The 24,675-nt window shown below is 32.4% G+C and carries 20 protein-coding genes; 6 read left to right on the plus strand and 14 right to left on the minus strand.

Features of this window, described 5'->3' with window-relative positions:
• Positions 1 to 114: 114 nt before the first annotated feature.
• The 5 genes from DFQ10_RS07665 to tilS form a co-directional block, all read right to left on the minus strand.
• Positions 115 to 3,696 (minus strand): T9SS type A sorting domain-containing protein, encoded by a 3,582-nt coding sequence (locus tag DFQ10_RS07665; protein WP_115816815.1) that lies wholly within the window; start codon positions 3,694 to 3,696, stop codon positions 115 to 117.
• Between the two features lie 24 nt (positions 3,697 to 3,720).
• Complete coding sequence (locus DFQ10_RS07670; protein ID WP_115816816.1) at positions 3,721 to 4,689, minus strand: YheT family hydrolase; 969 nt, start codon at positions 4,687 to 4,689, stop codon at positions 3,721 to 3,723.
• 172 nt (positions 4,690 to 4,861) lie between these two features.
• Positions 4,862 to 6,751: a CocE/NonD family hydrolase gene (locus DFQ10_RS07675; RefSeq protein ID WP_115816817.1), complete on the minus strand. Its 1,890-nt coding sequence runs from the start codon at positions 6,749 to 6,751 to the stop codon at positions 4,862 to 4,864.
• An 87-nt stretch (positions 6,752 to 6,838) separates the two neighbouring features.
• The gene (gene ade / locus DFQ10_RS07680) at positions 6,839 to 8,461 is read right to left on the minus strand and encodes an adenine deaminase (RefSeq protein ID WP_115816818.1); all 1,623 of its coding nucleotides are present in this window, start codon (positions 8,459 to 8,461) and stop codon (positions 6,839 to 6,841) included.
• 78 nt (positions 8,462 to 8,539) lie between these two features.
• The gene (tilS, locus tag DFQ10_RS07685) at positions 8,540 to 9,856 is read right to left on the minus strand and encodes a tRNA lysidine(34) synthetase TilS (protein ID WP_115816819.1); all 1,317 of its coding nucleotides are present in this window, start codon (positions 9,854 to 9,856) and stop codon (positions 8,540 to 8,542) included.
• Positions 9,857 to 10,011: 155 nt separating this feature from the next.
• Between tilS and DFQ10_RS07690 the strand changes: the two genes are divergently transcribed.
• A complete protein-coding gene (locus tag DFQ10_RS07690; RefSeq protein ID WP_115816820.1) occupies positions 10,012 to 10,701 on the plus strand; it encodes a hypothetical protein in 690 nt (229 codons plus the stop codon).
• A gap of 6 nt (positions 10,702 to 10,707) precedes the next feature.
• On the opposite strand, the gene DFQ10_RS07695 is transcribed toward DFQ10_RS07690, so the two are convergent.
• Both DFQ10_RS07695 and DFQ10_RS07700 read right to left on the minus strand, forming a co-directional pair.
• Complete coding sequence (locus tag DFQ10_RS07695; protein WP_115816821.1) at positions 10,708 to 11,304, minus strand: hypothetical protein; 597 nt, start codon at positions 11,302 to 11,304, stop codon at positions 10,708 to 10,710.
• 60 nt (positions 11,305 to 11,364) lie between these two features.
• Positions 11,365 to 12,660 carry an anthranilate synthase component I family protein gene (locus DFQ10_RS07700; protein ID WP_115816822.1) on the minus strand — a complete coding sequence of 432 codons (1,296 nt, stop codon included), beginning with the start codon at positions 12,658 to 12,660 and terminating at the stop codon, positions 11,365 to 11,367.
• A gap of 116 nt (positions 12,661 to 12,776) precedes the next feature.
• Between DFQ10_RS07700 and DFQ10_RS07705 the strand changes: the two genes are divergently transcribed.
• Positions 12,777 to 13,667 (plus strand): aldose 1-epimerase family protein, encoded by an 891-nt coding sequence (locus tag DFQ10_RS07705; protein WP_115816823.1) that lies wholly within the window; start codon positions 12,777 to 12,779, stop codon positions 13,665 to 13,667.
• A 42-nt stretch (positions 13,668 to 13,709) separates the two neighbouring features.
• Complete coding sequence (locus DFQ10_RS07710) at positions 13,710 to 15,059, plus strand: DEAD/DEAH box helicase (RefSeq protein WP_115816824.1); 1,350 nt, start codon at positions 13,710 to 13,712, stop codon at positions 15,057 to 15,059.
• Positions 15,060 to 15,319: 260 nt separating this feature from the next.
• Here DFQ10_RS07710 and DFQ10_RS07715 read toward each other — a convergent pair whose 3' ends face one another.
• The 4 genes from DFQ10_RS07715 to DFQ10_RS07730 form a co-directional block, all read right to left on the minus strand.
• Positions 15,320 to 16,126 carry a mechanosensitive ion channel family protein gene (locus DFQ10_RS07715; protein WP_115816825.1) on the minus strand — a complete coding sequence of 269 codons (807 nt, stop codon included), beginning with the start codon at positions 16,124 to 16,126 and terminating at the stop codon, positions 15,320 to 15,322.
• Positions 16,127 to 16,322: 196 nt separating this feature from the next.
• Positions 16,323 to 16,916, minus strand: coding sequence for an RNA polymerase sigma factor (locus tag DFQ10_RS07720; protein WP_115816826.1), 594 nt, complete (start codon positions 16,914 to 16,916; stop codon positions 16,323 to 16,325).
• A gap of 86 nt (positions 16,917 to 17,002) precedes the next feature.
• The gene (locus DFQ10_RS07725) at positions 17,003 to 17,407 is read right to left on the minus strand and encodes a DUF2721 domain-containing protein (RefSeq protein ID WP_115816827.1); all 405 of its coding nucleotides are present in this window, start codon (positions 17,405 to 17,407) and stop codon (positions 17,003 to 17,005) included.
• A 96-nt stretch (positions 17,408 to 17,503) separates the two neighbouring features.
• Positions 17,504 to 17,920: a MotA/TolQ/ExbB proton channel family protein gene (locus DFQ10_RS07730; RefSeq protein ID WP_245940649.1), complete on the minus strand. Its 417-nt coding sequence runs from the start codon at positions 17,918 to 17,920 to the stop codon at positions 17,504 to 17,506.
• A gap of 190 nt (positions 17,921 to 18,110) precedes the next feature.
• On the opposite strand from DFQ10_RS07730, the gene DFQ10_RS07735 reads away from it, so the two are divergent.
• The 3 genes from DFQ10_RS07735 to DFQ10_RS07745 all read left to right on the plus strand — a co-directional run bounded on the left by DFQ10_RS07735 (position 18,111) and on the right by DFQ10_RS07745 (position 20,810).
• Positions 18,111 to 19,181, plus strand: a complete 1,071-nt coding sequence (locus DFQ10_RS07735) for a sensor histidine kinase (protein ID WP_115816829.1) — start codon at positions 18,111 to 18,113, stop codon at positions 19,179 to 19,181.
• Positions 19,174 to 19,884, plus strand: coding sequence for a LytR/AlgR family response regulator transcription factor (locus DFQ10_RS07740; RefSeq protein WP_115816830.1), 711 nt, complete (start codon positions 19,174 to 19,176; stop codon positions 19,882 to 19,884). Before DFQ10_RS07735 ends, DFQ10_RS07740 begins: the two co-directional genes overlap by 8 nt.
• 335 nt (positions 19,885 to 20,219) lie before the next feature.
• Positions 20,220 to 20,810, plus strand: a complete 591-nt coding sequence (locus tag DFQ10_RS07745; RefSeq protein ID WP_115816831.1) for a DUF4339 domain-containing protein — start codon at positions 20,220 to 20,222, stop codon at positions 20,808 to 20,810.
• A gap of 77 nt (positions 20,811 to 20,887) precedes the next feature.
• Here DFQ10_RS07745 and fabV read toward each other — a convergent pair whose 3' ends face one another.
• The 3 genes from fabV to DFQ10_RS18565 all read right to left on the minus strand — a co-directional run.
• Positions 20,888 to 22,078 (minus strand): enoyl-ACP reductase FabV, encoded by a 1,191-nt coding sequence (fabV, locus tag DFQ10_RS07750; protein ID WP_115816832.1) that lies wholly within the window; start codon positions 22,076 to 22,078, stop codon positions 20,888 to 20,890.
• A gap of 11 nt (positions 22,079 to 22,089) precedes the next feature.
• The gene (gene lpdA / locus DFQ10_RS07755; RefSeq protein WP_115816833.1) at positions 22,090 to 23,490 is read right to left on the minus strand and encodes a dihydrolipoyl dehydrogenase; all 1,401 of its coding nucleotides are present in this window, start codon (positions 23,488 to 23,490) and stop codon (positions 22,090 to 22,092) included.
• Between the two features lie 327 nt (positions 23,491 to 23,817).
• On the minus strand, positions 23,818 to 24,675 hold an 858-nt coding region (locus DFQ10_RS18565; RefSeq protein WP_181897604.1), incomplete at its 5' end, for a T9SS type B sorting domain-containing protein.

Consider the following 24,675-nt stretch of genomic DNA (forward strand, 5'->3'; position numbering starts at 1 on the left):
TTTAAGAAAAGATTTCATGGTTTGAAAGTTTTATTGCATTACTAAGATTGGTATTAAATAAAAAAAGCCTTTTGCGATAAGACAAAAGGCATAGAATTTTAAAACTTATTGTAGTTAGTTTTTTATAAACTTTTTTGTGGAGCTTGAGTTCCCTGAGTAGATTTCCATAAAATAGACACCTTTAGCCAAACTTGAAACATCTAAACTGTATTCTAAATTAGATAGCTTAATTTCTTTCAAGATTCTACCATTAATATCTACGATTGTAAGATGATCAATGATTTGACCAGATGTAATTTCTAATTGATTTTTTACAGGATTTGGAAATACCTGAATAGCTTGTGCATTAAACTGATCTACACTTAAAGATTCTACAATTTCCGTACTTACTGTATTTGTTATTATGGCAGGATTAAAATCGAAGAATATATCTGCTGTTCCACTTATGATGTCCCCAACTTCTACATCATTTTTTGGTTTTATTTTGTAAGCTATAAAACCATGAGAATTAGGCTCATCATTTGTACTGTCTGCTAGATTGATATTATTGAATATAAAACTCACATCAGTTTCATTTGTAATTTCTACACGACCTGTATGACTTAAGCTTTCTAATTGCATGGTTGTCCAATCTAGTTTAGAATCCAATACATGATCTACTCTTACATTAATAGCACTTGCTGTACCTGTGTTTTGAAAACGGATTAAATAGTGTAAATATTTATTTGCTTCATCAATAAAGATTTGGTCTCCTTCTAAAACTGTGATGTCGTTTGGATCGTAAGAACCAATTACCGTTTGCTCTAAAGTAAACACATTGTCTTCTTCTGTTTCGTCTCCTGAAACTGGGTTTATGGTTGCCGTTGCCACAAGCTCATCATCTATGTTTGTGGTTGGTGGCGCAAATACATTGAATTCTAAATCTATGGTTCTAGTTTCAAAAGGATTTAGGTCTGTAAAATCGAAGTTTAAAGTGTTTGTTGTTTGTGACGTTATGGCTTCACTCGCACTTAAGAAGTTTAGTTTTGAATCATCAAACTCATAAGCTACAGAACCACTTAATTGCGTTGTGCCCATATTGTTGTATACTATTTGGTAGGTGGTATTGAAGCCCGGTCTTGGCTCGTCAATAGTAGGGTATATTGAAATATTTAAGTCATTAATTATGGTAATTGGCTCTATGCAAAAATCAACATTATCCGTATTACCAACTCCTGTAAAATTAGAGATTTGCGATGTTGGGTTGGAAACATAGTAATTTGGCAATTGAGATGATATTTCTGTTGAGAATATTCCTTCATTTGTAAAAAGTTGATAAATACCGTTATCTAAGGAAAATGTAGCAAAACTATCAGAACCATTATCTGTAATCATTAAAACATTACTAATTGGTTCATCTGATACACTACAACCATCCATATCTATATCTAATCTAACAATACCACTAATTTCATTAGAGGCAACACTAAGGTTCTTATACCAAACTAACTTTCCTTCTAAATTTGATGAAGTTGTAACTAAATCTAATTTTCCATCATTATTAAAATCCGCAGCAAAAACTGCATCAGGAAAAAGATTGGAAGTGCTAACTATTTGCTGAACACCGAAACTACCTTGTCCATCTACATTTTCATACCAAGCTAGTTTATGATCAAAAACCGAAGTAGATATGACGTCTGTATCTCCGTCTTGATCCAAATCTGCAGCAATAACAGACTTTGCTCTATCCGCAATGGTTGATATAATTTGCTGATTCCCAAAAGCACCTTGCCCATCTATATTTTCATACCAAGCTATTTTATTGTCATTGATAGAAGCTGACAATATATCCATATCTCCATCACCATCTAAATCTTCAACAAAGACGGATCTACAATTATCTACTTCTGTAGTAATAATCACTTCTGAACCAAAAGCACCTTGACCATCCATGTTTTCATACCAAACTATTCTATCATTAATACCATTAATACTCATAACGATATCTTTATCACCATCTAAATCTAAATCTTCTAAAAACAAATCCCAAGAACTATTCTCCATTGATATAATTTGTTCTCCACCAAAAGTACCTTGCCCATCTATATTTTCATACCATACAACTCTTGCTGTACCGGAAATAGCACATATTAAATCTAAATCACCATCATTATCTAAATCAGAAACATCAACTGAAGTATAACCATATCCAGGTAATGCTACTGTAAGTTCATTAATTATTTGTTCTGTAAAAATTCCGGAACCATTTACATTTATATACCAAATTAATTTTGTGTTATCTGAAACGGAAACAAAATCTACATAACCATCATTATTTAAGTCTGTCACAAAATCAAATCTACTTAATAGAGAAAATGAAGCACTCACTGTAATATCATGTTGAGTCTTAAAACCACCTTGTCCATCAGTATTTTCAAACCACGAAATTCTTCCATCATTTCCAGAAGATGTAACTATATCTAAATCTCCATCATTATCAACATCTATACTAAATACATCATTAGCAGTAACTCTTGGTGTAAGTATATTTTGTATTCCGAATGAACCTTGAGAATCTATATTTTCATACCAAGCTATTTTACTATCGAGATATGATGCTGAAATTACATCCAAATCTCCATCATTATCTAAATCGCTTGCTAATACAGAAGAAGCTTGTTTTACTATTTTACTAATAATTTGTTGTGCACTAAAACTTCCTAGTCCATCAATATTTTCATACCATGAAATTGTGTTATCTCCAGAGTCAGTAGAGATTACATCCATATCTCCGTCTCCATCAATGTCAGAAACTGAAACATCCCTTACTTGATCAGCATTTGTTGAAATTATTTGTTGAATTCCAAAAGCACCTTGCCCATCCATATTTTCATACCAAGCAATCTTATTATCATCTAAAGAAGCAGAAAACACATCAAGATCTCCATCTCCATCAACATCCGAAGATCTAACAGCTAATGCACCTTCCGCATTTGACGTAATTATCTGTTGTGTACCAAAGGTAGCTAGACCATCTATATTTTCATACCAAGCTATTTTATTGTCATTCCTAGATGCTGACAATATATCCATATCTCCATCACCATCTATATCACTAGAATAAACTGACATTGCCTCATCAGTGTTTGTAGAAATTACATTTTGCGGACCAAAACTTCCTTGACCATCCATATTTTCATACCAAGCTATTTTATCATCAAAAATAGAGGCAGATATCACGTCTATATCTCCATCGCCATCTAAATCTGATGCAAAAACAGAACTTGCGCCATCTGCATTTATTGTTATCACTTGTTGATTCCCAAAAGTACCTTGTCCATCTATATTTTCATACCAAGCTATTTTATCGTCACCTGATGATGCAGAAAGCACATCAATATCACCATCATTATCTATATCAATAGCATACACTGATTGAGGGCTAATTGCGTTAGCTGAACTAGAAGATACCAATTGTGCTTCACCAAAAGTCCCTAAGCCATCAAGATTTTCTAACCAAGTGATCCAAGCTCCTCCACCAGAAACAATATCATTATCACCATCACCATCAATATCTACTGAGTAAGCTGATTGAGGACCTTCAGAATAATAGTTATCACTTCTTCCATCAAAAACAACGTTTTCTTCAAACTCAATCTGTCCATAACAAAATTGTAAACTAAAAACTAAAATAACTGTAGTGTAAAACTGTTTCATATCTCTAAATCTATAATCCGTAAATTAACTATTTTCTTTCTTACTAACAAACTCCAAAGCACGCTGTTCATTATAATACACATTCCCCTTCCCAATAAACCCAACATGCCCTCCATATTTTGGCATTTCTAAAGAGAGACTTGGATTATGTTTGGCTTCTTTTACAGGATAACATTCCGCAGACAAAAAAGAATCATTAAGTGAATTGATAATTAAAGATGGTACTTTAATATTTGGTAAGAATTGTAAGCAACTTGCCTTCGCATAATAATCTAAAGCGTCTTTAAAACCATGTGCTTTTGACGTATAAACGTCATCAAAGTCTATTAAAGTTTTAATTGAATCAAAATCCGCAACTGATATATTATTAGGGAATTGACCTAGTTTCGGCTTCAACTTATCTTTTAAATGTGCTAAGAATCGAATCGCGTAATGTTTATTTTTCAAACTTAATAATTCACCACAAGAGCCTTTTAAATCACAAGGCGTAGACACTGCAATAACCGACTTTAGTTCCGTTGGAAGCTCCCTTCCTTCACCCACATATTTCAAAACCATATTAGCACCTAAACTTATGCCTTTAATATAGATCTCATCATAAATTCCTTTTGACAGCACATGCTGCACCACAGCATCTAAATCTTCTGTGGCACCAGAATGATAACTACGAAATAAAAGATTAGGCTCACCACTACAACCTCTAAAATTAACACCAACGGCATCGATGCCATTGTCATTAAAATGTTTTGCTGTTCCTGTTATATAGGGTCGTTGCGCACTACCTTCTAATCCATGTAAGAGAATAATGATCTTATTCGATTTTTGTTCCGCATAACTCCAATCTAAATCTAGAAAGTCCGTATCTGGCAATATAATACGCTCTCTAGTTTGGTTTACTCCATCAACTTTTCGAGCTAACCCAGAAAAAACGGTTGACACAAAGCTTTTCTTAGCCCAGAATGGCGGTTTGTAGGTTGATTCTAATATTGGCATTCTTGTAATATTTCCTATTTATAGATTAACGTCAGTTCGAGTGTTCCGACTTTTCAGTCGGGATGTATCGAGAACTTTTTAAAGGATTACTCTAAAAAAACTTATCTATACAATTCCTCATGCTTCGAAATCACTCGAAGTGCGAAGTGACCACTGCAATGTAATTGTTATATTATTTAAGCACAGTAAACTCTATAGACGAATCATTAAAGACCTTATGCGTTTGCTTTTGAAAATCCGCTTCCTTGGCTTCAAATATATTATCGACATACGTTTGCGGATTCGCATCTATATAAGGAAAAAATGTGCTTTGAACTTGCACCTGAATCTTATGTCCTTTTTTAAAGGTATGAAACACATCTTGCAACTTCAAATTCACTTTTGTCTTTTCATTCGGCACAAAAGGTTCTGGCTCTGACATACTATTTCTAAAACGTCCTCTTAAGACTTCACTGCGCACCATCATATGATAATTACTTAGCTTTAAATGATCTTGAACATCCTCTGTGATTTTAGTATCTGCAGGAAACACATCAATCACTTTTACAATCCAATCGGCTGCTGTTCCTGTGGTTGACACATATAACTTGGTTAAGATATCACCAGCTAAGGTAACATCACCTTCTAAGATTTCCGTTTCAAAAGTTAATACATCTGGTCGTCTTGAAGCAAAACGCTGATCGTCTGTCATAAATTTACGTGGCGTAAAACCAACCTTAATATCTTCCGTGTATGGCACAGGTTTTTTAGGATCGCTTATAAATTCTGATGCTCCATAGATTTTATTAGGTTGTTGCGTTAAACGCTCATAAGGCTGCATGTAATAACTTTCCTTCGTTGTATTTTTTGGTGGCCAAACGTCAAACGATTGCCATTCTTTGGTTCCTGTATTAAATAATTGTGCTTCAGGTAAATTAGTTTCGCCATCTACCTCTCCTTTAAGGAAATGATTAAAGAATTTAGTTTCAATATTTTTCTGAAAATGATCTGAAATGCTATCCCCAAAATAGATATTCCCAACCACTTGTCTGTCTTTGCTTCTGGCCCAATCACCATGACTCCAAGGTCCAAAAACAACCGTATTGTAATTATCGCTATTCTTTTCAATGCTTTTATACGTATTGAAAGGACCATATAAATCTTCAGCATCAAACAAACCACCAACAATCATCGTCGCAGGCTTGATATCTTTTAAATGTTGAATAATCCCTCTGCTCTTCCAGAACTCATCATAAGTAACATGGGTTTTTATTTGTTCCATAAACACATTAGTGCTGTCGTAGAATTTATTCAGTTTACCTAATGGCATGTGGTCTAAGAAAAACTGATGTTGATCTTCGGTGCCAATATCCGGGAATGTGTACCACGATACTTTAGTTGGCTGATCTTTCATGTAACCAAAAACCGAAGTCGCCCTCCAATAACTCAATAAAAACGCACCATTATGAATAAAATCATCAAAAAAGAAATCTCCTATACAAGCTTGTGGTGACACTGCTTTTAGTGCTGGATGGGAATCTAACAAAGAATATGTGGCGTAAAACCCAGGATATGAAATGCCATAAGTCCCAACATTACCATTGTTGTTTTCAACATTATTTACTAACCATTCAATAGTATCGTAAGTATCACTTGCTTCATCAGTTTGAGTTCCTGTTTTATTCGGAATATAAGCACGCATATTATCATAAACCCCTTCACTATTCCAACGTCCACGCACATCTTGATACACCATAATATTACCTTCTTCCATAAGGTATTTATTTGGCCCTATTTTAGACTTGAATTCATCCTCTCCATAAGGCCTACAACTGTATGGCGTACGCATCATTAACATTGGGTACGTTTTAGAGGTATCTTTTGGTGAATAAATAGTGGTATGCAACTTTATTCCGTCGCGCATCGCTATTACCACCTCTTTCTTTGTGTAATGGTCATGTGGATTGTAAGCTGACTCAACTGCAACTTCCGAAACCTCTTTAATAGAAGATGTTTCTGTGGGTTTACAACTTGAAAGTGTTATAAAAATTAATAGAAAAAGCGTAATTCTTTGGAATATCATATGGGTTGAATTTAATGGTTCTAAGGTAGTTAATTTTGAATATCACACCAGTCAGGTTTTAGAAACCTTACAGGATAGAATTGGATTTTAAGAGACTTCAACAGAAGTAAACTCAAATTTACCACCATCAAAAAGCCCTTTATCACTTAATTTTAAAGCAGGAATCACTAACAAGGCCATAAAAGACAAACTCATATATGGTGCATGAAGTTTGCTTCCTAATTGCTTCGCCATTTTGTCTAATTCAGAATACTGTTTTCCTATAACATCAGCGCTTTTATCACTCATAATACCAGCCACAGGAAGCGCTACTACTTTTTCTTCTGAACCTGAAACCGCGCAAATACCACCTTCATTTTCTATTAATAAGTTCACAGCTTTACAAATGGCTTCATCTGAAACACCAACAGCAATAATATTATGAGAATCGTGACCAACTGAACTCGCAATGGCGCCTTCTTTTAGTCCATAGTTTTTAATAAATGTAATAGCTGGTGTATCATTTTGATAACGATTAACAACCACCATTTTTAATACATCTGTTTCTATATTAGACACTAGATTTCCATCCTCAATCGTTGAATCTTCAATAATTTCATTAGTTACTAATTCACCATCCAAACATTCGATTACTCTAATTTGTTTTGAATTTGATTCGAATCTAAAATCTGAAACTTGTTTTTTATCTGTGTTGAAATTGTTTAAATTTTCAAATTCAACATGTTTTATTTTTGACACGCCATTATCGAAAACCAATTCTCCATTAATATACGTTTGAAGCGTTTTAAAATCTTTTAAATCTTCTACAACAATACAATCTGCATCATCACCAACATTCAATAAGCCTACCTCTAAATTGTAGTGCTTTACAGGATTTACACAAACGGCTTGTAATACTTTAAAGACATCATTATCTTTAGCAACCGCTCTTGCACAAACTTCATTTATATGTCCTAATAATAAATCATCTGGATGCTTGTCATCACTACAAAACATCATGTTTTCGTAATGCTCATCTAGTAAATCGATGAGTGCATTAAAGTTTTTAGCAGCACTACCCTCACGGATAATCACCTTCATGCCTTTTTGGAGTTTCTCTAAACCTTCTTCAAACGTAAAACACTCATGGTCTGTAGAAATACCTGCAGAAATATATTTGGTTAAATCCTCGCCTCGCAATCCTGGCGCATGGCCATCAACCGGTTTATTGTAATGTTTTGCCCATTCAATTTTCTTAAGCACTTCGGCATCATTATAAATGACTCCAGGATAATTCATCATTTCAGCCAAATACTTAATATCAGGATTCGCCATTAAGGTTTTAATATCATTAGAATCAATCACTGCGCCTGCAGATTCAAAACTCGTAGCTGGCACACAAGAAGGTGCTCCGAAATTAAATTTAAAAGGGGTTTTCTTTCCGTTTTCAATCATAAACTCCACGCCTTTTACACCAAGTACATTGGCGATTTCGTGTGGGTCAGAAACGGTAGAAACGGTTCCGTGATTTACTGCAATCTTTGCAAATTCACTTGGCACCAACATTGAGCTTTCAATATGAATATGTGCATCTACAAAACCTGGTAAAATGAAATGATTTTCTTCACAATCCTTTTCTATGATAGATTCTATTTTACCATTTTTAATAGTAATTTCTCCCTTGAAAATTTTACGATTCTCAATGTCTACGATGTTTCCTTTTAATTTCAAACTGCTAAAATTTATTATGTTATATTACTATCAAACAAAAACACTTAATTAACTTATTTTAAGATAAATAGACGCGTATTACTTAATACTAACTTTAAGTGTGCTCTTTGTTGCTTTAGTAACTTTAAAACGGTCGTCTGCACGCTTACCAACGACCCAAATCACTTTATTATCTGAAGTTAAAACCCAAGTATTTTCCTTCTCTACTAATGAGGCTTTTTCATCTTTTAGGTATTTACTCACTTTCTTTTTCCCTGTCATACCTATAGGCTGAAAGGTGTCTCCTTCTTTCCACAATCTGAATTCTAGTGGAAATTTCAATACGTCTTTATCAACGAAAATTGTGTTTTTTGAAACATCAAAAAGGCCTTCAACATTAGTAAAAGAAAGCTTACCTATTGGTGTTTCAATATCTTTAATATCTCCATTGACGAATAGAGATTCTTCGCTTCGTTCTGAATCATTCAAATCCGTTAAAATTATATACTCGCGATGCTTTATTAAACGATGCGAATTCGATTTTATTAACTTACCAGATTGCGCATCCAATAAATCCACAATATCATTCCATTCTGTAAATCCGTAATTCTTAAAAATCTCAAATAAATAAGCCTTTGGATGGCTTGTGTTTTTAAATTCCGATACTTTATAAGTTGTCCCAAAACTATCCCTAGAAATGATAGCACGTTCTGCAAAAGCTTTTAAACGATCCTCTACAATAAAAGCGGTATCGTTCAGATTGTGGACAGTATTCTGAAAACTATCTAATAATTGCGGGTTGATTTCCTTTAAAATAGGCACAACTTCATGTCGTAATTTATTTCTTAGATATTTGCGAGATGCATTGCTAGCATCTTCTCTCCAAGAAATCTGATTCTCTTTAACGTAATCTTCAATCTGGCTTCTAGAAAACGGTAATAATGGTCTTACTATATTATCATTAATCATCGGAATTCCGGTTAAACCGTTCAATCCTGTTCCTCTTGTAAAGTTAATAAGAAAGGTTTCCAAATTGTCATCAGCATGATGAGCTGTTAAAATATAGTCGAATTTTAACTGTTCTGCCAATTCTTTAAACCAATCGTAACGCAGTTCGCGCGCAGCCATTTGTATAGACCTTTTGTGCTCTGTCGCATAGGCTTCTGTATCAAAATTCTGAATGAATACTTCTACATCTAAATCTTCAGCCAATTCCTCTACAAATGCTTCATCCTTATTACTTTCCTCTGCTCTTAGATTGAAATTACAATGTGCTAGCGAAAAACTCAAATTGGAATTCTGACATAAATGTGCCAAAGCCACACTATCTATTCCACCTGAAATAGCAATGAGTAGCTTACCCTCTTTTAAAATAGAAAGGTTTTTATTTATGTGAATATTAAAGTCTTTTTGCACATCTCAAAGGTATAGAATTTATTTATTCCTTTAGAAGCACATATACTCAAAGTTTTACGATTTCTAGACGATATGCTCTGATGTTAAAATGACATTTATCATATCGATGTGTTTTCTTTTTAATTAACTTTAAAAGAATTTAAAATTATTAGGTCATGAGCGTAACAGAAAAATTAACCTCAGAAATAGCACGTAATACCTTTGAAAAAAAGGTACTCTCTGCAATACCACATTTACATCCTTATGTAAAACATAGAATTTATATCGCTGAAACTACAGGTATTTTACCAAAAAATATGTTTTCATCTAACGGCATTATTGACGAAAGCATTATTCTACTTTATGATAATGATTTTGACGTTGATGCAGAACCATTAGCGGTAAAACTCGAACTGTTTAAAATAGTAGATAACTACATGAATCTGCTGTTTAAAAACGAAGCCTACCATAAAGAAACAATTAGCACAGATGCTCTACTTAAAAAAGAACTATCTAAGCTTAGTGAAGACTATACTGTTGATGGCGACTTTGATTTTATTTTAAACACAGAGCTCAACGACATCTCTTATCACCAAAATGATAATGAAACTTTACAATTATACTCAGATAAAGAAACATCGATTTTGACTGCTTTTGAAGTTGAGGATTTATCTACAAAACAATCACCAAAAGTATTCGATAAGCTTTACAACTGGTTACCATTTAATGTATCTAACATTATGGATTTATACATTTTTGGGAAATTAGATTTTGAATCTATAGCAAAGATTAAAAAGATAGAACAAAAACGTGTTGAAGCGATTTTTGATAAGGTTAAGCGCACCTTTAGAAGACATATTGAGTAAATAATTTTACGGATTTATACTCAAAAAGTAACGATCTAAGTAACCATATCTTATATAGGTATTTCCACAACGATTAAACTTAACATTGTTATCGAGAGTGTTATATGGCTCGAATATTTCAAAATTATTTTCTTGCTCAAAGTTAAAGTAATTGTTTCTTACCATAGCAAGACAGTAATCACCTGGTTGATTAATTGAAATACCTATTCTGAATTTGTAAACTAATTCGTTATCTAAATATTCTGGCACATAAGAAACGTATTCTGAACAATAGCTGCCATCATATGCTGAGCCGAATTCATAAATTACGTCGTAATCTTGCACAACAAGTGCATTTAGATTCTCTAATTCATTGGTCAGTTTTAGGACAAATAATCCATCCCTAAGTACTTGCCTCATATCTTCACCAGGACAACCCAATAATAACTCTGAATTTGCTTCAGCACTTATCCAAATTATTTCGTCTGTGTTGTAATTATCCGAGATGTTTTCAACATCTAACCAAAATTCTGGCGAAATGCTTCTACACTGGTCATCGTCAGACTCACAAAGTATTGCCATTAAAAAAGGTGCTAACAGAAGAAATTTTAAATTCTTTTTCATTGCTGGTTTTATCTAAAGATGTAAAACTTGTAGAAAGGTTGCGTGTATTAGTGAGCTTATTTAATTTTCTAAGGCTTCGCGCATGGCTTTTGCTTTAATTAAACATTCCTCGTATTCTTTGAGAGGATCACTTTTTGAGGTGATGGCACCTCCAACAGAATAGGAAATGTATTTTTTAGTTGCGTTGTAGAGAATACTCCTAATAATCACATTAAAATCGAAATCTCCCTTTGGTGTAAAATAACCCACTGTGCCAGAATATAAACCGCGTTTTGTTTCTTCGAGGTTTTCAATAATTGTCATAGCTGAAATTTTAGGCACACCTGTCATACTACCCATCGGAAATGTCGATTTTATAATATCTACCGCATTGGTTTCTGGTGCTACTTTAGACTGAACCGTTGAAATCATTTGATGCACCTGTAAAAACGAATACACTTTACACAGCTCCTTCACTTCTACGCTTCCTTTTGTTGCCGTGTGCGATAAATCATTTCTTACCAAATCTACAATCATTACGTTTTCACTGCGCTCTTTTGGGTCTTTTAATAAATCTTCAATGAGTTTTAAATCTTCAGTTTTATTCTTAGAACGTTTTGCTGTGCCTTTTATAGGCTGAGATATCACAGTCGTTTCGTTCTTTTTTATATAGCGTTCTGGCGATGCAGACATCATGTATTTATCTTCAAACTTTAAGAAGCTAGCAAAAGGTGGTTTCGAAATTTCATTCAATTTCTTAAAGGTTTCAATCGGATTTATTTCGCTGTCTTCAGCATAAAATTCTTGACAAAAATTAGCTTCATAAATATCACCTCTGTGTATGTGATTTAACATCTTTGTGACTTTCTCGAAGTATTCGTCCTTGTGTATTCTTAGTTTTATTTTGATAGGATTCTGAGACGTCTCGACTGCACTCGGAGAGACACAAGAATTAATAGACAATAGATCATCTTCTATCTCATCATCTACCATTTTTAAATACTGAATTTCAACTTGATTGTCTTTAAATAAAAAGAGCTTTTTTGGCTGAAAGAAATACAAATCAGGAAAATCTAAACCATCAAAATTTTCGGACTTGAGTCGTTCTGTGGTGTTTTTTAGATCGTAGGTTAAATAACCAAAAATCCAATCTTTAACTGAAGTCTGATATTCTTTTAAACGTTCAAACGCATCAAAAAAATCTGTACGTATGGTTGTGAAAGCATCTACAGCTAAAACCGCATCATAATTACTGTATTGGTCTTTATGATTGTTAGAATCTAACCATACAACATCATCAAATTGTTGGCTCCAAAGCAATAGGTTTTGCTTAAAGGTCTCAATATTTTTTGGCTGATGATTTTGTGTTGTTCTCAATAGAAAAATAATTGCTGCAATTTACCGAAATTTAAACGTGGTAGGAAATAAATTTGACTTCAAAGCTATTTCAATACTAACTTAAGAATTGTATATTTCAAAAAAAATAATTAAGCATGCATACTTTACATAACGACCTCTTAAAAATCAATATAAAACCTAAAGGTGCGGAATTGTGTAACATCACTTCTGTAAAAAATAAAACCGAATTTATGTGGCAAGCAGACCCTAAATTCTGGGGAAGTCATGCTCCAAACTTGTTTCCTATTATTGGTTGCATGAAAGATGATAGCTACATCTACAATAACAAATCATACCATATGCCAAAGCATGGTTTTGCTAGACATAACAATAATTTCACCATTAAAAACCAAACCGATACCAGCATAACGTTTTCATTAGTATCTGATGATGAATTATATAAGTATTATCCTTTTTTGTTTGAATTTGAAATAACTTATACGTTTTCTGGTAACACCTTAACGATTAATCATACTATAACAAATTCAGACGAGAAAACGCTGTTCTTTTCTTTAGGTGGTCATCCTGCTTTTAACTGTCCGCTTTCTAAAGATGAAGATTACACAGATTATTATCTAGAATTTGAACACTCAGAAAATAGCCCTTCTTATGTATTGAATATGGATAATGGTTTGTTAACCAACGAAACAAAACCTGTATTTAAAGAAGGCAACAAAATAAATTTACGTCCAGATTTGTTTAACGAAGATGCTTTGATTTTTAAAAATCTAACATCGAGAGTAGTAAGTTTAACCCATAAAACCAAAGGAAAAGTCTTAACATTAAGCTTTAAAGATTTTAAACAACTTGGCATTTGGGCAAAACCTAATGCTCCTTATGTTTGTATTGAACCTTGGTTAGGTATTGCTGATAATGAAACTACAGACCAAAACATAGAAACTAAAGAAGGGATTTTAAGCCTTAAAGCAGGTTCAGTTTTTAATGCTTCTTATAGTATTGAAATAGAACAAAGCCATTTAGTGTAAGTTGAGCAATAAAATAGTAGCTTTGCAGCAAAACTTTGCAACGTGACTTTTCAAGAATTAAATTTAAACACACCTTTATATAACGCCTTAGACGATTTAGGTTTTACAACACCTACTCCCATTCAAGAAGAATCATTTAATGTGGTGGCTTCTGGTAAAGATGTGGTTGGTATTGCGCAAACAGGTACAGGTAAAACTCTAGCCTATATGCTGCCAATATTAAGAAACCTTAAATATTCGCAACAAGATAATCCTAGAGTTCTGGTTTTAGTACCAACTAGAGAACTAGTGGTACAAGTGGTAAGCGAGATTGAAAAATTCTCTAAATACATCAACAACCGTGTATTAGGTGTTTATGGTGGTACCAATATTAATACACAGAAACAAGCCGTTGCACAAGGTCAAGATATTATTGTAGCGACACCTGGTCGTTTATACGATTTAGCTGTAAGTAGAGTGTTGCAATTAAAATCTATTCAGAAATTAGTGATTGATGAAGTCGATGTGATGCTAGATTTAGGTTTTAGACATCAATTGATGAATATTTTTGATATTCTACCTCCACGTCGCCAAAACATTATGTTTTCTGCGACCATGACTTTAGATGTCGATGAGTTGATTACCGATTTCTTTACCAGTCCTGCAAAAATATCTATTGCGGTTTCTGGTACTCCTTTAGAAAACATTAAACAAGAACGTTACGATGTTCCTAATTTTTACACTAAAGTAAATTTGTTAGAGCATTTACTTAGAGATACAGATGAATTTTCAAAAGTTTTAATTTTCGTCGCTTATAAACGCATGGCTGATCGACTTTTTGATCAGTTAGAAGAGATATTCCCAAACGAATCTTGCGTTATTCACTCTAATAAAACTCAGAATTACAGATTACGTAGTATTGAGCAGTTTAGAGAAGGTGAAAACCGATTATTAGTTGCCACAGATGTTATGGCGAGAGGTTTAGATATTGAAGGAGTATCTCATGTCATCAACTTTGACACACCAGATTATCCTGAAAATTATATGCATAGAATTGGTAGAACTGGTCGTGCTGAAAAAGAAGGTCATTCTATTTTAATGTCTACTGAAGCTGAAAAAGAAGGACTAGAACGCATTGAGGAATTAATGCAAATGAAAATTGAAACACTAGCTATTCCTGAAAGTGTTGAAATTTCTACGGAACTTATTGAAGAGGAACGTCCACAAATAAGAGAACGTAATAATCCTATAAAAAAGCGTGATGAAGATGCTCCAGGACCTGCTTTTCATGAAAAATCTGAAAAGAACTCTAAAGAAAATTTAGGAGGATCTTATAAATTTAAAATTGCGGCAAAATACAAAAAGCCAAAAACGCGAGGAGATAAGAATTATAACCGTCGAAATAAAAAGTAAAGGAATTAGGTTAATTACAATGTAATCCTGTAATTAACAAAGCGAAATGAGCGTATACGCTCAATTTAAAAGAGATACGTTATTTACGTAAATACAATTTATTGTTTTATTTTTTTATCTTTAAAAAAACATAAATAACGTTACATCACTATTTAATAAACAAAAACCCTAATCAAATTAATGAAAAGGGTTCTATTTAGTCAAGTACTTGCAGGATTATACCTTATGATAACATAAAATCTATAACCCTAACCTTATAGTTAATCCTGCAGTTGTACTTGATTTTCTACTATATCTTTAATAGGAACAATAAGTTTTCCTTTTGAATTTTTTAGTATCACTGAAATACTTTGTACAGCTTCTACTGTATATGTTTCATCATTAAAAACAATCTTTTGTCCGACTTCATAAATCTTACGAGCATAAAACGTATTCAATAATTTACCTACTACTTCCCTTGCACCTAAACCAAACGCAATTGCGAATGCTAGTAAAAAAGCAGCAATAATCATATTAATATTATTACTAATAATCTCTGTATCTATTCCTGCTTGATTTAACGCTGTAACAGAAATAAATGTCAATAACAAGAAAAACACAACTTGGCTGATGGCTTTTCCACCAGACATGTCCATGGATTCAAATAATGATTTTAAACCATTCTTTACAAAATTTGCAAAGAGCAAACCAAAAACAAATACTAATACAGCAGAAATTAACTTGGGTGCATAAGAAATTAAATCACTGATTTGATTAGATATAATCTCTAAGCCTAATGTCTCAGAGGCTACCATTATTAAAAGAACATATAGAATATACTTTATAAAGGTTGAAATAATTTTAATTGAATCAATTTTTAATTTTTTTCCCTCTATTATTTCTATGTCGTTGAGCTTAGCGTCTAACTTATAAATTTTAGCTAAATTTAAAAGCTTTATGATTATTTTGACTATCACTTTAATGAGATATAACGCGACAATTATACCAATAAAACCAAACACAATTTTTAATAATATTGGCCAAGATGACGACAAAATATCTGTTATAAATTCTTTAGAATCTTCCATTTATAATAAGGTTTATTTTAGGGTTTTATAAATATTAGTTTATTTCTTTCTTTTACTAGTTACACTGTCAATTATATAACCTAGATTATACGAAAATAGCTCCGCTAACTCCATAAATAGCTTAGCCATAGCAATGTCATGCATAACTTTGCTTTTCAATTCCGCCGGAACTTCCTTTAAAGGCTGGTCTATTTGTTTAAATGGATTCTCCATCTTTCGTATAATTTGTGTACTTCTGTACAAGTTTTTCTTTTGCTCTTTTTAATCGCATTTTAACTGCGCTTTCTCCAATATCTAAAGCTTCAGCTAATTCCTTTATTGATAAATTGTCTTGATATTTTAATAATAAAATCATTTTTTCGTCTGGTGAAATCAACTCCATCACTTTCTTTAATTGCTCTACCCTCATGCTTTCAAACTCAACAGTAGAATCAATATCTTCACCTATATTCTCAATGTCAAAATTTTCAGAACTTACAGATTTCTTTTCAAATTTCTTCGCTGTATTTCTAGTGACATAATTTACACAATGATTATAAGTAAATGCATATAACCATGTAGAAAATTTTGATTTCCCTTTAAAACTAGCCAATTTAACAAAGACTCTCAAAAAAACATCTTGGGTTAAATCTTTCGCTTCATCCACACCATTGGCAAATCCATAACATTTGTTATAGACCATGCTCGCATATCTATCGTACAGCACCTCGAACAACATAGTGTCGTTAGTTTTTACGATAGCTTCTACAAGCGCTTCATCGGTTAGGTTATGAATAGCGTCTTTAGTCAAGATATTTTTTTAGTCTATTATTAATTGGTTATTGGTATTAAGACACTCTATTATTTAATAGGTCACATTATTTTTAAATAAAATTCCTACTTTTTTAAATGATCTTCAATATCACCTAAATGATGCTGTAATGCTTTTGCTGATATTTGAATTTCCCAGATTAAAAACAGTAATGAAACAATCAATAAAATAAGCCCAAATCCAAAAGCCCAAACAGCTATAACATGTAATTTTATATAAATTAAAAACATGGTTAACACACACAACAACAAACTACTTATACCTGCGATTTGCATATACCTTGTCAACTTCACTCTCAATTTTAAGTTATTAATTTGCCTTAAAATAGACGAATCTTGATGTTGTATATATTTTTCGCTTAAATTTCTAATTATAGCTGCATAAGCTAAAAATCGGTTTGTATAAGCAAGCATTATTAACGAAATTGCTGAGAATAAAAGTGCTGGCGTTGTTAGCGTTAATTCTTCCATAAATCAATTTTTACAAAATTACAGAATAAAAACACTACAAATAAAAAAAGCGAACTTTATTAAGTTCGCTTTTTACAAATAATTATTAATGTAAGATTAGTCTTTCTTTTCTTCTTTTAAATTCCATCGCAATATTAAAATGCCTATTCTAGCAATAACAAATGAAAACAAACCAAAGGTTGCTGTTAATAATGACACTTTTAGTCCACCTGCAAAAATTGCTGGATCAGGATCTCCAAAAGCTTCTATAGAATCAAAAGCTGTTATTAAGCCAATAACAGAACCTAAAAATCCTAATACTAAACCTAATAAACTAGAATCTACAGTTAGTTTCAGCATTTTTTCAGATTGTTCTCTAGTCTTTTTTAAGGCGATAAAACCTTTTACCAAAAGAAACACAGATAATAAAAGACAGATTAAAATTAAGGACATAAAAAATGGTCCGCCTTCGTTAAACCGATCTACAAATGGATTTGATACTATTAAATGATTTAAAACTAACTGTTCGTTCATGATTGATGATTTTAAATTAAACATAGGCCAAACTTAAATGATATACACACTCAATAATTATAATTGCGACGAATAACCGTTTTAACTTGCGATTAAACCTATTGCTAAATCCATCACTAAATCCGTCATTCGTCTATAAACTCCTTATACACTACAAAAATGCAGTATTATTGTATTAAGAATATTGCCAATGCTTAAAAAGGAATTCATATTAAAAAAAATAGGACAAGGACTACTCCACCTTCTATTTTGGTGTGCAGTACTCCTATTCTACACCTATTTTTTTGGTGTGGGCAGTAATAATTTTAACGATACGCTTGTATTCTCATTGTTTTTAATGCCAATTACTATAGCCACAACGTATGTATCTATTTACAAATTAATCCCAGATTACCTTGTAACAAAGCGCTATTTCCTATTTGTTCTTTACAGTATTTATACACTGATTATTTCGGCCTATTTGGTGATGGTTTCTATCTTTTTTAGTTTGATTTATATTTCTAATTTCGAATATAATGACATGAATCCACTAACAAGAAACATCCTATTTGTAAAGACAGGCATCTATCTTGTAACCTTTATTGTGAGTGCTTTTAAACTTATGAAGTTAAACATAAAAGCATCCCAAAAGACTAAGACCCTCGAAACCAAAATTCTTGAAACACAACTTAAATTAAAAGAACAAGAGCTGAAGTATTTAAAAATGCAGATTCATCCACACTTTTTATTTAACACACTAAATACCATGTACGGTTTTGCTTTAAAGAAAGCTGATGAAACTCCAAAAATGATATTAAAACTATCTAACTTATTGGATTACTTACTGTATCAAGCCGACAAACCTTTTGTGAATTTAAAGGATGAAATAAATCATATTGAAGACTATATCAGTCTAGAGCAAATGCGTTTTAGCGATACTTTAAATGTACAATTCTCCAAAAACATAAGTTTAGATAATATTGAGATGGCACCAATGTTATTAATTCCATTTGTTGAAAACAGTTTTAAACACGGAAAAATTAGAAATGGCAGTTTAGATATTTCTATTTATATAAAGGCAAATGCTGAAAACATTACATTCAAAATTAAAAATAGTTCTGTTAAAGATTTAAGTATTAAAGAAGGTATTGGTTTAGAAAACATAAAAAAACGGTTAGATTTTTTGTATCCCAACCAGCATCAGCTAGAAATTAATAACAGCACCAATGATTTTGAAGTTTTACTATCGTTAAATCTAAAATCTAAATTAACAGATGCCTAAATCTATTACATGCATTATAGTTGACGATGAAGCTATCGCTAGAGAAATTATTGCATCTCATGTGGCGCAAATTGAAACTATTGAAGTTATAGCACAATGCAAAAATGCCATTGAAGCCTTTAATTTTATTAGCAATAACAAAGTAGACTTAATCTTTTTAGACATTAATATGCCTGAGATTTCAGGAATATCATTTGCCAAAGCCATAAACAAAGACATCAAGATTATTTTTACCACAGCCTACAGAGATTATGCTGTAGAAGGCTTTGATTTACAAGCCGTAGATTACCTTTTAAAACCCATTGCTTTTGAGCGTTTATTACAAGCTATAAATCGTTTTTTTGAAGTCGCGTCTACTACTATTGATACGACTTTAACCACCACAGAATCTAACGACTTTATATTTGTACGCTCAGACAGACGCATGCTAAAAGTAGATTTTAATGCCATTATATATGTTGAAAGCTATAGCGATTATATAAAAATCCATCTTCAAGATGAAACCATAACCACTAGAGAAACCATTACGTCTATTGAAGCAAAATTACCAAAAACGCAATTTTTAAGAATTCATAGGTCTTATATCGTCTGTATTGCCAAAATTCAATCGTTTACAAACGAACATCTTACAGTTAATCGAAAAGCGCTTTCCATTAGTCGAAGTTATAAGAAAGAAGTTTTGAAACGTCTAGAAAATTTTTAACTTTAAACCTGAGTTCGATATAAGAATTAATTTCCAGAACCCTAAAAAAAGGTGAGATTTGAAGTATAAAATATAAAGTAATATCGAGATATTTCAATAATTTTATACGAATAGATTGCATTTTTTTTAGGTTTTCCGCAGGATTTGATGAATTTTTCCCAATTCTTGATATGATTTTTTTAAATTAACAAGTTAGTCCTTCAAAAATATATCTGCGAATTGAATAAAAATTCATTCAAACTGAAACAAATATTATATCAAACTCAGGTTTAAGAAAATAAACACCCAAATCTTAACGTTGTATAGCAAATGCTATTCTTTTGAAAACCTGCTAAATGAATGATTATCTACACAGAACTATTCCAAATTTAAAACCTTTTAGCTATGAACATCATCACGATTCGCATTTTATAAATCAGCGATGGGTTTTGGTGAATGGCATTTCTAAGAAAAAATCTATTTACATCTTTAAAGAAGATAATATTCTCGAAATATCTAGAAAGGACAATGTTATAGAGACCTCATGGAATATAGATATCCAAAACAACTTTTCTATTGAAACCGAAGACGGTTTAATTACTGTAGAAGCTTATTTTAAGGATGATGATATTTTGGTACTTAATAATAAAGACAAAGAAGAATTTGCACTATATATCAACACTACCGATTACGAAGACGAGTTAAACTCTATAGAGGATATTAATGCGTTTTTGAAGGAAAAGTATAGAAAGAAAGTCAGCACCATTATTTACGATCACGAATTCTATTATATTGAACAATCAAAAGAATATGGTCCTTTTAAAGTTGAAGAATTAGCAGAAAAAGTAAAATCTGGTGAGATTAGTGCGTATTGCTTTGTTAAGGATGTCAATGAATATGATTATAGTAAACGTATGCGAATTGAAGATTTAATTAAGGAATTATAAATTAGCAGTTATAAAAAATAAAGCGAAAACCTAAATAGATTTTCGCTTTATCATATTACTTATTTACAAACAGTTAATTACTCCTGTAATCCTGGAATAGCAACCATTTCGTTAACATCTTTATCATAATCAACGCCTTCAACATTGAAACCAAAAAGGTTAAAGAAATCTTTTTTGTATCCTTCTAAATCACCAATACTTGGTAAAGTTTCAGTAGTCGCTTCTTTCCAAAGCTCTAAAACTTTAGCTTGGATATCATCGCGCATTTCCCAATCGTCAACACGAATTCGTCCTTGCTCATCTAATTGCAAATCTTCTGCATATAAACGTTCGTTAAATAAACGCTCTATTTGCTCAATACAACCTTCGTGAATCCCTTCTTCTTTCATCACTTTATATAATAATGAAATGTATAATGGAATTACCGGAATTGCTGAACTAGCTTGTGTTACCAACGCTTTATTCACAGAAACATAACCTTTTCCGTTGATATCTTTTAAAGCGTCTGTAATCTTAAAAGCAGTAGCTTCTAAATGATCTTTAGCCCTACCAATGGTTCCTTTTCTATAAACGGCTTCTGTTAATGAAGGGCCAATATAAGAGTAAGCAATGGTTTTAAAATCTTCAGATAATACATTTTCAGATTTTAAAAGATCAATCCACATTTGCCAATCTTCTCCACCCATTACAGCAATTGTATTCTCAATATCATCCCCAGAACTTGGTTCTATTGAAATTTCTTTAACAACACCTGTATGAAAATCTACCGTGTTATTTGTAAAGGTATCTCCAATTGGCTTAAGAACAGATTTAAAACGCTCACCTGTATCTGGATGCGTTCTTACTGGTGAAGCTAAGCTATAAATTAACATGTCAATTTTACCTAGATCTTCTTTTATTAATTTTAAAGTTTGCGCTTTAATTTCATGAGAAAATGCATCACCATTGATACTCTTAGCATATAAACCATCTTTATGAGCTTGCGTCTCAAAAGCGGCACTATTATACCAACCTGGTGACGCTGGACGACCTTCTGTCGGTGGTTTTTCAAAAAACACTCCAATAGTAGATGCCTTAGATCCGTATGCACTTGTAATTCTTGATGCTAAACCAAAGCCTGTTGATGCACCTATAACAAGTACATTTTTAGGACCATTTTTGGTTGGTTTAGATTTAATATATTCAATCTGATTTAATACATTTTTTTCACAACCTGTTGGGTGTGACGTTAAACATATAAATCCTCTAGTTTTTGGTTCTATTATCATATTTTAATGGTCTAAACGTGTAATGCTCTATCGTCCGTTGCTGCTAAAGCGGCTTCTTTTACGGCTTCTGCAAATGTTGGGTGTGCATGAGACATGCGAGAAATATCTTCTGCAGATGCTCTAAATTCCATAGCGGTTACGGCTTCTGCAATTAAATCGGCACAACGTGCACCAATCATATGTACACCTAAAACTTCATCTGTCTTTTTATCAGCTAAGATTTTTACAAATCCATCAATATCACCACTTGCTCTAGCTCTTCCTAAAGCTCTAAAAGGAAACTGACCTACTTTGTATTCTACATTATCTGCTTTTAATTCTTCTTCTGTTTTACCAACAGCAGCTACTTCTGGCCATGTGTAAACCACACCTGGAATTAAGTTATAATCAATATGTGGTTTTTGTCCTGCCATAGTTTCTGCTACAAAAACACCTTCTTCTTCAGCTTTATGCGCTAACATGGCTCCTTTTATAACATCACCAATCGCATAAATGTTAGATACATTTGTTTGTAAGTGCTCGTTCACTTCAACCTGTCCTCTATCGTTTAATTTTACACCTGCAGCTTCTGCGTTTAAACCAGCAGTATAAGGTTTACGACCAACGGATACTAAGCAATAGTCACCTTTAAATTCTACAACTTCGCCTTTTTTGTTTTCTGCTTTTACAATAACCTCATCACCTTTACGCTCAACAGACTGTACTTTGTGAGACAACATCATTTTGCATTTGGCTTTCTTAAATACTTTATTTAATTCTTTAGACAAACCAGCATCCATAGTTGGTAAGATTCTGTCCATATATTCAATAACAGTCACCTCAGCTCCTAAACGACGATATACTTGTCCAAGCTCTAAACCAATAACACCACCACCAATAATGATTAAGTGTTTTGGAATTTCTTTTAATTTTAAAGCTTCCGTTGATGTAATGACGCGTTCTTTATCTAAAGTGATAAAAGGTAATGTTGAAGGTTTAGATCCTGTGGCGATAATGATCTTTTTTGCTTCAATCTCTTGAGCATCTTTACCTTCTATTTTTATATGAGTCGCATCTACAAAAGACCCTAAGCCTTCAAAAACATCAATCTTATTTTTCTTCATTAAGAAATCAATTCCACCTGTTGTTTGGTCTACAACAGCTTGCTTACGACCAATCATTTTTTCTAAATTCACTTTAATGTCACCTGGAATTTCGATTCCGTGCTCTTCAAAATGTTTTGTAGCTTCTTCATAATGATGAGAAGAACTTAATAAAGCTTTACTAGGAATACAACCTACGTTTAAGCAAGTGCCGCCAAGTGTAGAATACTTTTCAATAATCGCAGTTTTCATGCCTAATTGTGCGCAACGTATTGCTGCTACATATCCACCAGGTCCAGAACCTATTACTGCTACATCGTATGATTTCATAAAGATATTTTTTATCTAATTAGATTTAATACAAACAAAAGTACAAATGTTTTGCGGGAAGGCAAACGGCTATGACCTTGAATTTATGATTTATGTTTTTAATCATAATAGATTTATTAATCTAAGATTGGGATTTTGGATCTTAATTATAACTTATAGATTTCATAATGTTATTATATATTGAAGTATGTGTAACTTTATTCTTTAAATATTCTCCACCATTTTAATAAAAAGACACTTTAGTTTTAATGCTCAGACTCGGCTAGAATCAAATTTTCTTAAAAAGACTTAATCGTGAGTCTCTATTATAAAAAGTTATATTTCATTTTATCTTACCAAACTAAAATGACCTCTTAAAATTTTCCCATCTTTATATAAAATTGAATACCAATAATCGCTACTTGGTAAAAGTTTTCCATTATAATTACCACTCCAGCTCCAACCTGTTGAAGAATTATCCATTTTATTCATTGTTTTCCCATAACGATTAAAAATTATAACTTCTGAAACATTGTTAAACTCATTAGGGACAATCCAAAAATCATTTACTCCATCATCATTAGGTGTAAAAAACTGAGGAACAACCTCTTTGTATGATTCTGTTGTAAAACTTTCTTCTGAACAACCTATAGCATTACCATCGGAATTATATGGGATTATTGATACGTATATTGTATTGTCCTCTGGCAAATCTGCCGGTAAATTATAAGTTAATACATTGCCCATATCCAAACTGTTTACTATATCGTTACCGCCAGAACTTGTGCCAACGGTTAAAATATATCCTGTAGCATTAGATTCAGCATTCCAAAATAAATCGGTATTTACCAATACATTAGTAGAACCAGAACTTGGTGAATTTAGAGTGGTACAGTTTGGTAGAACTAAAAGGTCTTCAGTTGTAAAACTCTCTTCTGTACAACCTGTGGCATCACCATCGGCACTGTATGGAATTATTGAAACGTAAATTGTAGAATCCTCTGGTAAATCTGCTGGTAAATTATAAGTTAATACATTGCCCATATCCAAACTGTTTACTATATCGTTACCGCCAGAACTTGTGCCAACGGTTAAAATATATCCTGTAGCATTAGATACAGCATTCCAAAATAAATCGGTATTTACCAATACATTAGTAGAACCAGAACTTGGTGAATTTAGAGTGGTACAGTTTGGTAGAACTAG

The sequence above is a fragment of the Winogradskyella eximia genome, from assembly GCF_003386165.1.
Taxonomy (GTDB): Bacteria; Bacteroidota; Bacteroidia; order Flavobacteriales; family Flavobacteriaceae; genus Winogradskyella; species Winogradskyella eximia.

Excerpts from the sequence above, each read along its gene's own strand:
- DFQ10_RS07705 (WP_115816823.1), top strand. The coding sequence starts at position 12,777 with ATGCATACTTTACATAACGACCTCTTAAAAATCAATATAAAACCTAAA.
- DFQ10_RS07745 (WP_115816831.1), top strand. The coding sequence starts at position 20,220 with ATGAATGATTATCTACACAGAACTATTCCAAATTTAAAACCTTTTAGC.
- DFQ10_RS07740 (WP_115816830.1), top strand. The coding sequence starts at position 19,174 with ATGCCTAAATCTATTACATGCATTATAGTTGACGATGAAGCTATCGCT.
- fabV (WP_115816832.1), bottom strand. The coding sequence starts at position 22,078 with ATGATAATAGAACCAAAAACTAGAGGATTTATATGTTTAACGTCACAC.
- DFQ10_RS07665 (WP_115816815.1), bottom strand. The coding sequence starts at position 3,696 with ATGAAACAGTTTTACACTACAGTTATTTTAGTTTTTAGTTTACAATTT.
- DFQ10_RS07695 (WP_115816821.1), bottom strand. The coding sequence starts at position 11,304 with ATGAAAAAGAATTTAAAATTTCTTCTGTTAGCACCTTTTTTAATGGCA.
- DFQ10_RS07730 (WP_245940649.1), bottom strand. The coding sequence starts at position 17,920 with ATGAACGAACAGTTAGTTTTAAATCATTTAATAGTATCAAATCCATTT.
- DFQ10_RS07715 (WP_115816825.1), bottom strand. The coding sequence starts at position 16,126 with ATGGAAGATTCTAAAGAATTTATAACAGATATTTTGTCGTCATCTTGG.
- lpdA (WP_115816833.1), bottom strand. The coding sequence starts at position 23,490 with ATGAAATCATACGATGTAGCAGTAATAGGTTCTGGACCTGGTGGATAT.
- DFQ10_RS07735 (WP_115816829.1), top strand. The coding sequence starts at position 18,111 with ATGCTTAAAAAGGAATTCATATTAAAAAAAATAGGACAAGGACTACTC.
- DFQ10_RS07690 (WP_115816820.1), top strand. The coding sequence starts at position 10,012 with ATGAGCGTAACAGAAAAATTAACCTCAGAAATAGCACGTAATACCTTT.
- DFQ10_RS07725 (WP_115816827.1), bottom strand. The coding sequence starts at position 17,407 with ATGGAAGAATTAACGCTAACAACGCCAGCACTTTTATTCTCAGCAATT.
- DFQ10_RS07670 (WP_115816816.1), bottom strand. The coding sequence starts at position 4,689 with ATGCCAATATTAGAATCAACCTACAAACCGCCATTCTGGGCTAAGAAA.
- DFQ10_RS07675 (WP_115816817.1), bottom strand. The coding sequence starts at position 6,751 with ATGATATTCCAAAGAATTACGCTTTTTCTATTAATTTTTATAACACTT.